We start from the raw sequence: 13,917 nt of genomic DNA, 5'->3' as shown, positions 1-13,917 counted from the left end.
CGCGGCGCCCTTGAGCCCATCGCTGGCAAGCCAGCTCCTACAAAAGTTTGGTATCACTCGGACTTGCGGATTTTTTCGACTATCGCGGTCGTGGAACTGTTTTCCACCAGCCCCAGCACTTTTACCGTTCCGCCATACGCCGTCACGATGTCCGCACCGACGACCTGGTCGATCCCGTAGTCCCCACCCTTGACCAGCACGTCCGGCTTGACCTCGCGCAACAGGTTTTCCGGGGTGCCTTCAGGGAAGCTGATCACCCAATCCACCGCACCAAGACCGGCCAGTACCGCCATGCGACGGTCGACGCTGTTGATCGGACGACCTGGCCCTTTCAGGCGGCTGACCGAAGCATCGTCGTTGACCGCAACGATCAGACGATCGCCTTGAGCGCGCGCCTGTTCGAGGTACGTCACGTGGCCGGCGTGCAGGATGTCGAAGCAGCCATTGGTGAAGACGATCTTCTCTTTGTGCGCACGCGCATCGTCGACCGCCAGCAACAACTGCTCAAGACCCAGCACACCGCGCTCGGAACCTTCTTCACGCTGGATGGCGCGACGCAGTTCCGGGGCACTGATGGCCGCCGTACCGAGCTTGCCGACAACGATGCCTGCCGCCAGGTTGGCCAGGGCCACGGCGTGAGGCAATTCCTCGCCCGCGGCAATCGCGGCCGCCAGGGTGGAAATCACCGTATCGCCGGCACCGGTCACGTCGAACACTTCACGGGCCCGAGCTGGCAGGTGCAACGCCGGATGATCCGGGCGCAACAGGGTCATGCCGTGTTCGCCGCGAGTCACCAGCAACGCGCCGAGGTCGAGGTCGTGCATCAGCTGCGCGCCCTTGCTCACGAGTTCATGCTCATCGGCGCAACCGCCGACGATGGTCTCGAACTCGCTGAGGTTCGGAGTGATCAGGCTCGCACCCCGGTAGATCGAGAAATCCTTGCCCTTGGGATCGGCCAGCACCGGAATGCCACGGGCACGGGCGGCCTGGATCAGCACTTGATGATTTCTCAACGCGCCTTTGCCGTAGTCGGACAGCACCAGCACCTTGATGCCTTCGAGCAGTTCATCGACTTGCTCGCTGAGCGCCAACGCGTCGGTGGCGAAGGGTTCTTCAAAGTCGATACGCAGCAGTTGCTGGTGACGGCTCATGACCCGCAGCTTGACGATGGTCGGCTGGTGCGCGATGCGCTGGAACAACGCCCGTACGCCAGCGCCCTTGAGGCTGTTGGCCAGGCTGTCGGCGGCTTCATCGTCGCCGGTCACGCCGACCAGCGAGGCCGGTGCGCCGAGGGCGGCAATGTTCAGGGCAACGTTCGCGGCACCGCCCGGGCGGTCCTCGATTTGCTCGACTTTGACGACGGGTACCGGCGCCTCAGGGGAAATCCGTGAGGTACCACCATGCCAGTAACGGTCGAGCATGACATCGCCGACCACCAAGACAGGGGCTTGATCGAATCGCGGCATGGACAACTTCATGGAGCAACCCACATACAGAATGAACAGGGGCGGGATATTAACACAGGGTTGGCGTGGGCTTGTGTGGCGGCTGCAACGGGATGATTTTGCAGGGTTTATTGCTCATTTATTGAGCAATAAACCCGATAACCGCCGGCAAGCATCTGCCATCTCCAGCGTTTGCGTGTCGATTTCACACTCGGCGCACAACGGTGCCTCGTAGGGACTGTCGATCCCCGTGAAATCCTTGATCCGTCCCTGCCGGGCCGCCCGATACAAGCCTTTTGGGTCGCGCTGCGCGCATACCGCGAACGAGGTGCTCACATACACCTCGATAAAATCGCCCTCGGCGAACAGCCGTCGCGCCGCTTCACGCTCGGCCCGAAACGGCGAAATCGCCGCAACAATCACGATCAGGCCGGCATCGACCATCAGCCTCGCCACCTCGGCCATGCGCCGGATATTTTCCCGACGACACTCAGCCCCCATCCCCAGGTCACGGCACAGACCGGCGCGCAGATTGTCACCATCGAGCACAAAGGTATGCCGCCCGAGCTCGTTGAGTTGTAGCTCTAGGGCATTGGCCAGCGTTGACTTGCCCGCACCGGACAACCCCGTCAGCCAGAGGCAGCGCGGCCGCTGCGATTTGATCGCGGCACGATCGTTGATCGACAGCGACAACGCATAAGGCCTGATCCCGGGGACTGACATCGACAGCGCCTCATTCATAACCGAGCATCTCGTAATCGCGCTGGTACACCCGCCGTACCAACCGGCGGGTGCGTACCGAGCAGAAGTCACGGGCAGGCGCCGTGCGCCGCTGCTGCGAGCTGTTGATGTGCGGCAGCGGCACCGCGTCGCCCACCTGCTCGCACACGCGCTGAAAGTCACGCTCCAGATGCTCCTGATAGCCAATGAAATCCAGCGCCAGGTGCCCGAAGGAATCGGTGAGAAAATCCGTTTGCGCAGCGAAATGCAGCTGCCGCTGGATCGTTTCCGGGTGCAGCCAGCGAGCGACGAAATCGTCGAAATCGCGGTAGTGGCTGACCAGTTTCTGCGCGGGCCGGTCGCGCAGGCTCAGCTCGTTGCCCCGCAGAAAAGCGTAGGCCGAGTACGCCCTTTCCAGCGGATCGCGAACAAAAGCAAACTTGAAACTGTCGGCAAACTGCTCGGGAAATTGCTGCTCGTACCAGTACAAGGGCAAGTGCCCCGGGCTCCAGCCATCGAACAGCGCCGCACAGACGCTGCTCCCGGCGCATTTGGGGACGTGAATGAACAGACAGGAACGCTGTGTGAAAGGCTGGGGATAACACAGGTTGGCCGACATCGACCGATTGACCACCTGACGGTCCACGACCGACAGACGCCCCAGCAAGAATTGCCGTTGCGCCTTGGGCAACAGCTTCCAGAGATAACGTTGCAACATTGCAGCACCCGCGCGAAGGGGATGGCCCCCTCGATTGAAGTCAAAGTTCGTTCAGGAACCTTAACAAGCGCGTTGCCGAGATTTATTCAGGTTTGGTCAAGAAAGGTAAAGGTCTGGATACAATTCACCGGACGCATTGCACGTCGATGAGCGCGAGGGTGAGCCAGGCTCACCCTCGCGTCGGGTCAGGCGATGTTTTCTGCCGGTGCATCGAGCCCCATCGCATGCAGGCGCGAGTAGTAGCCGTTTTGCGCCAGAAGCTGGGCGTGGGTGCCGCGCTCGACAATTTCCCCATGATCCATGACCAGGATCAGATCGGCCTTCTCGATGGTCGACAAGCGGTGAGCGATCACCAGCGTGGTGCGACCTTTCATGACCTGATCCAGTGCCGCCTGAATGTGCCGCTCGGATTCGGTATCGAGCGCCGAGGTCGCCTCGTCGAGAATCAGCAACGGTGCGTTCTTCAACAAGGCCCGGGCAATCGCCAGACGCTGACGCTGACCACCGGACAGCAACACGCCGTTTTCGCCGACCTGAGTGTCCAGGCCTTGCGGCATTTGCGAGATGAAGTCCATCGCATAAGCGTCCGCGGCGGCCTTTTCGATGTCTTCACGCGGTGCGCCGGCAAGGTCGCCGTAGGCAATGTTGTTGGCGATGGAGTCGTTGAACAGGGTCACATGCTGCGTCACTTGCGCCACATGCCGACGCAGATTACGCAGACGGTAATCTTCGATTTCTACGTCATCGAGCAGGATTTCGCCGGTTTCATGGTGATAGAAACGCGGAATCAGACTGGCCAGGGTCGACTTGCCGCTGCCGGAACGCCCCACCAGCGCGATCATTTGCCCCGGCGCCGCGGTGAAGCTGATGTTCTTCAGCACTTCACGGTCGGTACCTGGGTAAGTGAAGCTCAGGTTACGCACTTCAAGGTGACCGCTGACGCGATCGCGCTCGACAGTGCCGGTGTCGATCTCAGGCTCGACGTCCAGTTGCTCGAAAATGCTTTCGGCACCGGCGACGCCTTTCTGGATGGTCGAACTGACTTCCGACAACTGGCGAATCGGTTTCGGCAACAGGCCGGCGGCGGTGATGTAGGCCACCAGGTCACCTGCGGTGGCATCACCGCGCAGGAACAACACGAGGAACATCAGCACTGCCATGGCGGTGTAGATCACCAACTGCAGCATCGGCGTGTAGACCGCGCCGGTCTTGGTCATGCGCAATTGCTTGTCGGTGTTGCCCTGACTGGCTTCGGCAAAGCGCCGCTCTTCATAGCTTTCACCGCCGAAGCTGCGCACCACGCGATAGCCCTGAATGGTTTCGGACGCCACGTGTGTCACGTCGCCCATCGCCACCTGGATCTTCTTGCTTTGCTTGCGGAATTTCTTGCTGGCGCTGCTGACCATGATCGCGATGATCGGCAGGATCGCCAGCATCACCAGGGTCAGTTGCCAGTTCATCCACAACAGGTAGGCAAACAGGAACACCACGGTCAGGCCTTCGCGAATGACCACTTTGATGGCATCCGTGGCAGCACCGGTGACCATGGTCACGTTAAAGGTGATACGCGAAATCAGGTGCCCGGAGTTATGGGTGTCGAAATAGCGGTTGGGCAAAACCAGCAATTTGTTGAACAGCTCGACGCGCAGGTCATGGACCAGACCGAGGGAGACCTTGGCCAGGTAATAGTTGCCCAGGAACGACCCCAGGCCTTGCCATGCCGCGATCAGGATGATCAGCAGCGGCACGGCCATCAGCAACTGCAAGTCTTTTAGGTAGGGAACATTCGGGAACAGCACCGCTTCCGGGTTGCTCAAGCCGTCGACGAAGTATTTGAGAATCCCGGCCAGCATCGGCTGTGTCGAGGCAAAAATCACGAAGCCAATGATACTGATGGCAAACAGGCCCCAGTACGGGCGCACATACGACAGCAGGCGCAGGTAAATCTTCAAGCTCGACGGCGCAGGCGAATCAGGGCTAGTCATGAGAACCCGTTGTATGAGAAAAGAGCCCGCGAGTGTAACACAGGCCATTTTAGTCGCTGAGCTGCGGTAATATGGCCGGCTATCCATGCCTCACGGCGTCGACCCCGGAGTATTGATGCAAGCGCTTGACCACACCCGATACCTCGCCCTGCGCGAGGGTGCACAAGTCCTTGAAGCGGATGGTTCGGGAGACAAGGTGCTGCGGTTGACGGACGGCTCGATCCTCAAGCTGTTCCGCCGCAAGCGTCTGTTGACGTCGGCCGCCTGGTATCCGTACGCCAAACGTTTTGCCGACAATTGTGATGCATTGCGTGAACGGCACATTCCCTGCCCGTCGATTCGTCAGGTCTACCGCATCGCGAGTATCGAGCGCGATGCCGTGCACTACGATCCGTTACCGGGTCAGACCCTGCGCCAGTTGCTGGACGACGAAGGCGACGCTGATCCGCTGCGCGGCCAGTTGGGGGCGTTCATGGCGACCCTGCATGAGCGAGGGATCTATTTCCGCTCGGCGCACCTGGGCAACATCGTGCTGACGCCCGAGCATCAATTGGGTTTGATCGACATTGCCGATATGCGGGTCTATCGCCGTCCGCTGCGCAAGACCCTGCGGCTGCGCAACTTCAAGCATATGGTGCGTTACCCGCAGGATCGCCAGTGGTTGCTCGACGATCGCGGTGAGGTGTTCATGCAGAATTATGGCCAGACCCAGAGCGTTTGCTCTGCGGAAGAACTGAGCATCGCCCTGCAAAAATGATCTGGACACCTTCGCCTCCGGGGAGGAGGCGAAGGTCAGGCATTACGCCAGTGCCTGGCGTCGCGCTTTCAATACACGCGAGAGAATCATCGCCGAAGGCAGCAACACCAGTGGCCACAACTCGTCCGGGTTGCCGATCAGCAAACTTCCATCGAAGTTCAGCATCACCAACGCACACGCCAGGTAAACACCCCACGCATCGCGCAGACGCCAGGCTTGCCACAGCGAAGCCACCATCAACCCGACAAACAGCAGCAACGCCACCGCACCGCCGTAAAGCCCCATGGCCACGAAGATATTGTGCGGATGCTGGATCGGCATCGTGCCATCGAGCAACTGTTCAGTATGGAAACCGATGCCGCAGCCCAGCGCCCAACCGCAGTTGCGCCACTCGCCGATCATGATGTGGAAGATTTCGATGCGGTACGAATCACCCCGGTTCCACAGGGACAGGAACCAAAGCTCGTTGTGCACCATCCAGAACAACAGACCGAGAATCACCAGGCCAACCGCCATCGCACTGCCCACCAGACGCGGCTTCTTGTAAAGCGCGTAAAGCAGCCAGGCGCCCAGCAGGAAGGCTCCGCCCACCAACGCGGTGCGTGTCTGCATGACAAAGACCACGGCGAACACCGCCAGGAAGACAGCCAGGCCACCTTCGATCAGCCTCCGCTCCTTGACCCACATCGGCAGCGCCAGCCCCAATGCGCAGAACAGCCAGATACTGGCATAGATGACATTTTCCAGACGCCCTGGAAGCAGTCCGACACGGATGCCGACGGCATACTCACCGGTCACCCAGGCGTAGATCGCCGAACTGAACACGTACAACGTCAGGACCCAGAACTGCGCACGAACGAAGGCCGAGCTGCGGAAAAACTGTGGATTGGTGAGGGCGCCCACGACCATCACGAACATCAGCACATAGAAAATGTGCTTGAAGAACTGCGCATGTCCGGCAATCGTCGCCGGAACCAGAAACCACAACAGGAAAGCCAGCCACCCCAGCGCCAACGGGAGCTTGAACAGGCCTGCCCCGCGCTCCTTGACCAGAAAGACCAGCCCAGGCAAAACCATCAGGCCGTAATACAGGTTGTTGGTCCACTTCGAAGACCAGCCCACCACAAAACTCAACAGGAACAAGCAAAGTGCTGCCCCGAAGTACGACGTGATGGTGATTTTTCCTGGCTTCATGCCGCTAAATTCCATTGACTACCCAACCTATTGCCACACCAAGAATCAGGGCCACGACCAGCTTGATTCGATCGAGACGTTTACGCCTTAACTTGTTTTGCCGCTCCTGTGGAACCACCACGTGCTCACCGAAACCGGTGTGCAGTACCGCGTCGTTCTCCAGAATCAGCGCATAGCGGTTTTCGCCGGCATACAGGCGCGACAGGTCTTTCTCTCCGGAAAAAGCGGAGTACGGTGCATGAATCAGGTAATCGGCACGGCGTCGCAAGCCCGGGTTCAGGGAGAAGCCCTGCCAGTCGGCCTTGTGCGAGCCCAGCACATAGAAAGGAATGCCGTGGCTGACTTTGCGCTCGTTCAAAAACACATAAGGACTGTGAACCTTGAGGTCATGATTGAAGCTGCGCAGCCACACCTGCAAGGCTTGCGGATCTTCTTCCAGCAAGCATTGGGACTCTTCGATAAAGCCTTCGCGGTAGAAATCCCAGTCATCTTCGCAGTGGAAAATCCACGAGGTCTGCACCTCGGCATAGGCCGCATCGATGGATCGTAGCTGGCCCAGTCGCGGATTGTTGATGAAGAACCGGGTATGCGCCCGCCAGTGCTCCGGAATGCAGGCCTCGACGGCGCTGTCGCCGGAGTCCTCGGTAATGAATACCTTGCGGATGGGAGCCGTATTGAACCGGTCAAACGTCTCCAGGGTTCGCTTCAACAGATCGAAGCGACCGCAACTGGTGATGACGACCGAAATGTCGCTAGTCTCGCTGAACAGCATTTATTTACACCGCTCCATTAGTGGTTTGACCGCCGGCTTCACAGCCCGAGCGTTAAGCGTATTTTTTCTTTCCAGCCCAGCGGAACGTGCTCGCGTAGCGGCGCGCGCAGGGCGTCGACAATCGCATGCCCAACGGCGCGGAAGGTGTAACGCTGCTCTACCAGAGCCTGCCCGGCCAATGAAATGGACTCGGTCAGTTGCGGGGACTCTCGCAACACCGCGAGTTTTTCCCTCAATTCATCGCGCGTTCGATAAAGCACAATGTTGTGCATATCGACAAAGCCCAGTGCGCGATTCTCTTCTTCGCCCTGATCGTAAGCAAACAACACACAACCACAGGCCATAGCCTCGAAATTCTTGATCATGTATTCGCCCATGCCGACATCGGCACTCACGAAATAACGGATCCGGCTCAACGTCTCGCAGTATTCCTCACCCGACTTGGTGCGCGTGATCAGCAGGTTTTCGACTTCGGCCACGGACTCGAGCATCGCCCTGCGTCCGGCATAGGCAACACTGTTCAGGCTGCCGACGAAACCCAGCTCGATGTCACGTTCACGCTGACGGTTCTGCAACAGCGCCTGATCGTAGCCCTTGGGCACGAAATGCGCGTCAAAGCCTTCATCGCACAGGCGCTGGCTGACCATGTAACCCGAGCTGATCACCCGCGCCCAGGGCAACTTGCGGTAATGGGCGCTGAACTTTCCGGTGTACTTGCACGGAATGTAATTCTGGTACGCATCGTGTTCCAGAATAACCAGATTGGGCAGGGTCTGTATGAACCTCACCTGTCTGATTTCTTTTTTGAAGCGCAGGAAGAACACGATCCGGTCATAGCGAGAGACATCTACGTGCTTGCGAAAGTAGCCACGCAAGTCGTCCTGTTCCTCACTGGTCAATTCGCGCTTGTCACACTCGCACTGCTCAGCGATACCGTCATACAGCCGGTCGAGGATCGCTCGCTGCTCTTTCTGCACCAGAAACAGAACTTTCAATTGGTCTCTCTCTTTCCCGACAGCTCATGGACCCAGAATAATTCATGGCGTCGCACCGCTTTACGGAAGAACTCGTTTTCGCCGAAAGCCGGCCATTGCCTGGCAGCCAGGCAACGTTGTATCGCCCGGCGGAGTAAACGCTTGAGGGGAAGTCGCGGCTGAAGGTCGTGCATCATGCCCAACGACATGGCCTTGTGCCACTGTTTTTCGGTCGACAGACAAAGCGACCAGGGGCGCAATGGCTCTTCGGCACTGATCTGCGGAGGCATCGCCACACCCGCACCGGCATCGCCCATTGGCCAGCGATCGTTATCGTGCAGGTGATTGGCGTAATGCAACAAAGTCTCGGGCTGCCAGGCTGTACCGCCCAGCGCCTGCATCACTGCTTGTTGCGAACACAGGTGGTCCGGGTGCGGGTCAAAGCGCGGATGCGGCAAGACAATGACCTGGGGCTGAATGCGCTCGATCAGCTCTTTCAGGTCGGCCAGCAGGTTGTTCCAGGACGGCACGCCATCCACATCACTGCCCAGGGCGAACGGATTGAATCGGCGAAAATAACGGGTATCGCCCAGTTGCGCCTCGCGGGACAACACGGCCTCGGCCGGCGCGTTTTGCATGGCAGGCAACTGTAGACAGAAGTAGCCCAGCTGGACACAGCGCTCCTGAGGTACGCCACCCCACAATGGCACGCTGATACTGTCCCAGGCGCGAAGCGAACCTTTCAAGCGGGATGCTTCGACGCCTTTGAGCCCCATCTGCTGATAGTGTTCGGCCTCGATTTCACCGGCGGTCAACGTCACGATCCAGCTTTCGCTGGCACTGCTGTACAAGCCGAACGCGGCCAATTCGGCATCGTCGGCATGGGGCGCGATCACCATCACCCGCCGATTGCTGTAATCCGGATGTTCGAACGCCCAAAGTACCGGTTCGCCGAGCAATCGGCAGAAACGCCCGCGCAAACGCAACTCGCCTTTGGACAGAACCTGCGCCTGGCCGCTGAGGTTGAGGTAACGCAGACCGCTCACACCGCGCTCAAAGACTTGCCGGTCCGGACTGTCGCCACCCGACAATTCCACTATCGGGTCGAGAAAGCGCCCCAGCCAGGTGCTTTTGATCCGTAACGCCAGCACCAGGGTCGCGTCGTCCACCAGCATGACGCCGTCATCCAGCCGCAAATGCTCACCGTCCAGGTGAACCTTGGGTTGTTGGGTATAGGGCGGAAAGCTGTACTCGTAATCGTCTTTGGGCGAATAAAACAAATGGTCGGCAAACCATGCTTCGTGAGCGATCCAGCCCAGGACCGCCAGAATCAGCGGCAACCACCAAGCCACCAGCACGCCGATGGCAATCAACAGCACCAGCGCGACCAGCAGGCCGATGCGTTTCTGGCGCCGATGGCGCTTAAGCAATTGCTGTTTACGGCTCATGGATTGGCTCATACGGTGAAGACTGGCACAGGATTGCACCAGCGATCCTTGTATTCACGATCGGCGCGACCGAAGGAGAAGCGAAGGGGCTTGTCCAGCGCTCGCGCATGCTCCCAGGCGCTTTGCGTATTGAGGAAGCTCAGCACGCTGCCAGGGCTGAATTCGCGGGTTTGCGGATCCACGCCACCATTGATGTACTCGACACTGATCCATTGCGGCGCTTCAACGCGGTAGACCAGTTGAATCGCGATTGGCGCGTCGTTGAGGAAAATCACCGAACCGATCAACAAATCACGCAACAACTCGATCACTTCACCCATGCGCTCGGCACCGGTGGCCGCAAAGCCCCAGCGACGCTGAAACAGGTCGCAATAAATCGCGGCCAGTTCTCGGCTGGAAAACTCGCTGACCGGCCGCACCACGCCGCCCGCCTCCTCCAGCAAGCGCAATTCGCGGCGCTGGTTGTAGCGAAACTTTTTCGACAGCTCTTCCGGAGTGCGGGCCATGGCCAATTGTTCAGTCTGCAACCTGATGCCGGCGAAGCGGCCTTCATTCAGTGCTGACAGATAACGAGCGCGATGGCGCAGGGGCGCTTGCGTATCAGCAGCGGCCGGCAGGATGAGCTCGGCATTGCCGAGGTCGAACAGGCCTTTTTTACCGTTGCGCTTGAGCACGTCCTTGGACAAGGCAAGGTCGCGCCCCCAGGTCGGGATGGCCGCCTGGACGTCACCGTTTTGCGCCCAGGCCAGATAGCGCACGGGAATGCCGGCCAAATGAGCCAGTCGTTCGACGACCATCGGATGCGTCGCGACGCTGCCGCCGTAACGGTGCCAGGCCTCGGCGTATGTCGAGGCATCGACCACCGCCCAGCCACGCTCGCGCCAGCCTTGTAGTCGGTTGAGCATCAGCCCCTCGGCGCCAGTTCGGTAACGTGTGGCAAACGCCAGAAAGCATCGCGTACTGCACGGTCGGAGAAGCGCTCACGCAGGCGGTCGAGCATCAGCTCGGCGCACTGGCGACGTTGTTGCTCATCCATTGCGGCCAGATGGTGCAGCCCTTGAGCCAGGTGCCCGGCATCGCCCAACGGGAACAGAATGCCAACGCCTTCCACCACTTCCTTCGCGCCGCCACACGCCGTGGCGAGCAACGGCACGCCGGCGGCCATGGCCTCCAGCAACACCATGCCGAACGGCTCGTGATCGGAACTCAGGGCAAACACATCGAAGGCACGGAAATAACGCCGAGCCTCGGGCACCTGCCCAAGGAACAGTACGCGATCGCCAATGCCCAACTCGCGGGCCTGGGCCTTGAGGTCCTGCTCCAGCCGACCGGTACCCAAAATGACCAGTTGGCTGTTAGCCGGCAAACCCGGCAGAGCCGTCGCAAAACCTTCCAGCAACGTGGCCTGATCCTTGTCCGGATGCAGCCGCCCGACGTTGCCGACAACCCAGGCATCCATCGACAACCCCAGGGTTTCCCGGGCTTCACGAACGGACACCTGGCTGTCTTGCAAGGTTTGCACATCGATGCGGTTATAGAGCGTCTGAATCCGCCCGGCCGGCCATTTCGGCAAGCAACCGCGCATGTCATCGCGCACCGCGTCGGAAACCCCGAGCAGGCTCAGGCGCTTGCGGAAAATATGGGCGAAGAGCTTGCGAGTGCCGCGCTTGTAGTCATCAAACGCATGATGCACACCGATGACCGGCAACGAAGTGCCCAGCAAGGCGATGTAGATCGGCTTGAAACGATGAGCGATGCAGAAGCTGAAGTTGCGCGAAGCGGCGATCTTGCGCAGATCGCCGATGGCACCCAGCTTCAGGCCACGAATGGCCTTGGAGCTGTATTCCATGAACAACACTTCATCGGAAGCACAGCCCGCGGCAACCTCGCTGTCTGCAACCCCGGTCAGAAACACCGTGGTCACTCGATATCCGGTCCCCGCGAACAGGCTGGCGTACTGCCGGGCGCAGTCCAGAAACGGCCCGTCATAGCCGTGACAGAACTGCAGCACATGGCGTTCAGCCGAGCGTGTCATATGCGTCCGCGCCCTCTTTGACCACCAGGATGTCTTCCATGATCAGATACTGCAGGTCGGAGCCGAAGAACATGTTCAGGGCATCCGTCGGCGAGCAGATCATCGGCTCGCCACGACGGTTGAGCGACGTGTTCAGCGACACGCCGTTGCCGGTCAGCACTTCCAGCGCCTTCATCATGTCGTAGTAGCGCGGGTTGTATTCGCGCTTGAGCACCTGGGCCCGGGACGTGCCGTCTTCGTGGACGACTTCCGGCACGCGGGTTTTCCACTCTTCAGCCACTTCGAAGGTGAAGGTCATGAACGGCGCCGGGTGATCGATCTTGATCATCTGCGGTGCGACGGTGTCGAGCATCGACGGGCAGAAAGGCCTCCAGCGCTCGCGGAACTTGATCTGGTGGTTGATGCGGTCAGCCACGCCGGTCGCACTCGGGCAACCGATGATCGAACGACCGCCCAAGGCACGCGGACCGAACTCCATGCGACCCTGGAACCACGCAACCGGGTTGCCATCGACCATGATTTTGGCAATGTTTTCCGGCATGTTCTCGAGCTTGCGCCATACCGGCTTGCTCGGGTGACGGGCGCATGCTGCCAGCACGTCTTCGTTGCTGTACGACGGGCCGAGGTAGACGTGTTCCATCTTCTCGACCGGCACGCCACGTGCGTGAGACACGTAAGCCGCCGCGCCGACCGCGGTGCCGGCATCGCCGGATGCAGGCTGTACGAACAGCTCTTTGACGTCGTCACGGGCGATGATTTTCTGGTTGAGCTTGACGTTCAACGCACAGCCGCCGGCGAAGGCCAGCTTGCCGGTTTCCTTGAGCACGTCGCCCAGGTAGTGGTCGATCATCTGCAACGCCAGTTTCTCGAACAGCGCTTGCATGCTCGCGGCGTAGTGGATGTACGGCTCGTCGGCGATGTCGCCTTCGCGCTTGGGACCCAGCCACTCGATCAGCTTCGGCGAGAAGTAGAAACCCTTGCCCTTCTCTTTATAACGGCGCAGGCCGATGACGTTGGCGTAGTCGGTGTTGATCACCAGCTCGCCGTTCTCGAACGAGGCCAGGCGGGAGAAGTCGTACTTGCTGGCGTCGCCGTACGGCGCCATGCCCATGACCTTGAACTCGCCGTCGAGCATCTCGAAACCGAGGAACTCAGTGATCGCACCGTACAGGCCGCCCAGGGAGTCCGGATCGAAGAATTCCTTGATCTTGTGGATCTTGCCGTTTTCGCCGTAACCGAAGAAGGTCGTGGCGTACTCACCCTTGCCGTCGATGCCGAGGATCGCGGTTTTCTCTTTGAAACCGGAGCAGTGGTAAGCGCTGGAAGCGTGAGCCAGGTGATGCTCGACGGGCTCGATCTTGATTTTCTTCGGGTCGAAGCCCAGTTGCTCCAGGCACCAGACGATCTTGTTGCGATATCGCTTGTAGCGACGGTTGCCCATCAGGATCGCGTCGAGGGCGCGGTCCGGGGCGTACCAGTAACGCTTGGCGTAGTGCCAGCGCGCCTTGCCGAACAGGCTGATCGGTGCGAACGGAATCGCAACCACGTCAACGTCGGACGGCTTGATGCCCGCCTGCTCGAGGCAGAACTTCGCCGATTCGTATGGCATGCGGTTCTTTGCATGTTTATCGCGCACAAAGCGCTCTTCTTCAGCCGCCGCGACCAGCTTGCCGTCGATGTACAAGGCTGCGGAAGGATCATGGCTAAGGGCGCCGGACAGGCCAAGAATCGTCAATGCCACAGGGGTCTAGCCTCTTTAGTCTGCATGCAGGCGCAACGCGCCTCAAAAATTAATGTGCCCTCGCAAGGGGCGAGAGACAGCTAAAGGGCGGGATTATAGCGTAAACATGCCGGGAATGACCCTACGGT

12 protein-coding genes are annotated in these 13,917 nt (G+C 59.8%); 1 reads left to right on the top strand and 11 read right to left on the bottom strand.

What is annotated here, in order from left to right; translation table 11 throughout:
• Positions 1-53: 53 nt before the first annotated feature.
• The 4 genes from hldE to msbA all read right to left on the bottom strand — a co-directional run bounded on the left by hldE (position 54) and on the right by msbA (position 4,868).
• A complete protein-coding gene (gene hldE, locus J4E42_RS04680; protein WP_008040393.1) occupies positions 54-1,478 on the bottom strand; it encodes a bifunctional D-glycero-beta-D-manno-heptose-7-phosphate kinase/D-glycero-beta-D-manno-heptose 1-phosphate adenylyltransferase HldE in 1,425 nt (474 codons plus the stop codon).
• Between the two features lie 102 nt (positions 1,479-1,580).
• A complete protein-coding gene (gene cysC, locus J4E42_RS04675; RefSeq protein WP_192226909.1) occupies positions 1,581-2,186 on the bottom strand; it encodes an adenylyl-sulfate kinase in 606 nt (201 codons plus the stop codon).
• Positions 2,179-2,883 (bottom strand): sulfotransferase family 2 domain-containing protein, encoded by a 705-nt coding sequence (locus tag J4E42_RS04670; protein ID WP_008040389.1) that lies wholly within the window; start codon positions 2,881-2,883, stop codon positions 2,179-2,181. Before J4E42_RS04670 ends, cysC begins: the two co-directional genes overlap by 8 nt.
• 185 nt (positions 2,884-3,068) lie before the next feature.
• Positions 3,069-4,868 carry a lipid A export permease/ATP-binding protein MsbA gene (gene msbA, locus J4E42_RS04665; protein WP_008040387.1) on the bottom strand — a complete coding sequence of 600 codons (1,800 nt, stop codon included), beginning with the start codon at positions 4,866-4,868 and terminating at the stop codon, positions 3,069-3,071.
• A gap of 115 nt (positions 4,869-4,983) precedes the next feature.
• Here msbA and J4E42_RS04660 point away from each other — a divergent pair, with 115 nt between their 5' ends.
• On the top strand, positions 4,984-5,625 hold the full coding sequence (locus tag J4E42_RS04660; RefSeq protein WP_008040384.1) for a hypothetical protein: 642 nt from the start codon (positions 4,984-4,986) through the stop codon (positions 5,623-5,625).
• A 42-nt stretch (positions 5,626-5,667) separates the two neighbouring features.
• On the opposite strand, the gene J4E42_RS04655 is transcribed toward J4E42_RS04660, so the two are convergent.
• From J4E42_RS04655 to J4E42_RS04625, 7 genes are read right to left on the bottom strand one after another with little or no spacing between them, the layout of a single operon-like run.
• The gene (locus J4E42_RS04655; RefSeq protein ID WP_008040383.1) at positions 5,668-6,819 is read right to left on the bottom strand and encodes an O-antigen ligase; all 1,152 of its coding nucleotides are present in this window, start codon (positions 6,817-6,819) and stop codon (positions 5,668-5,670) included.
• A gap of 4 nt (positions 6,820-6,823) precedes the next feature.
• On the bottom strand, positions 6,824-7,591 hold the full coding sequence (locus J4E42_RS04650) for a hypothetical protein (protein WP_008040375.1): 768 nt from the start codon (positions 7,589-7,591) through the stop codon (positions 6,824-6,826).
• Positions 7,592-7,629: 38 nt separating this feature from the next.
• Positions 7,630-8,586: a glycosyltransferase gene (locus tag J4E42_RS04645; protein WP_008027864.1), complete on the bottom strand. Its 957-nt coding sequence runs from the start codon at positions 8,584-8,586 to the stop codon at positions 7,630-7,632.
• On the bottom strand, positions 8,583-10,013 hold the full coding sequence (locus tag J4E42_RS04640; RefSeq protein ID WP_192226905.1) for a PIG-L deacetylase family protein: 1,431 nt from the start codon (positions 10,011-10,013) through the stop codon (positions 8,583-8,585). Before J4E42_RS04640 ends, J4E42_RS04645 begins: the two co-directional genes overlap by 4 nt.
• A gap of 8 nt (positions 10,014-10,021) precedes the next feature.
• A complete protein-coding gene (locus tag J4E42_RS04635; RefSeq protein WP_008040364.1) occupies positions 10,022-10,918 on the bottom strand; it encodes an antimicrobial resistance protein Mig-14 in 897 nt (298 codons plus the stop codon).
• On the bottom strand, positions 10,918-12,048 hold the full coding sequence (locus J4E42_RS04630) for a glycosyltransferase (protein ID WP_008040363.1): 1,131 nt from the start codon (positions 12,046-12,048) through the stop codon (positions 10,918-10,920). Before J4E42_RS04630 ends, J4E42_RS04635 begins: the two co-directional genes overlap by 1 nt.
• Entirely contained in the window at positions 12,032-13,789 is a 1,758-nt protein-coding gene (locus J4E42_RS04625; protein WP_008027860.1) for a carbamoyltransferase, read from the bottom strand. The genes J4E42_RS04630 and J4E42_RS04625 overlap by 17 nt, the downstream gene beginning before the upstream one ends.
• Positions 13,790-13,917: the final 128 nt, after the last annotated feature.

The sequence above is a fragment of the Pseudomonas sp. FW300-N2A2 genome, assembly GCF_017351735.1.
Classification (GTDB): domain Bacteria; phylum Pseudomonadota; class Gammaproteobacteria; order Pseudomonadales; family Pseudomonadaceae; genus Aquipseudomonas; species Aquipseudomonas migulae.
Note: the sequence above shows the minus strand (reverse complement) of the source record. Positions and strands in the feature narration are given on the sequence as shown.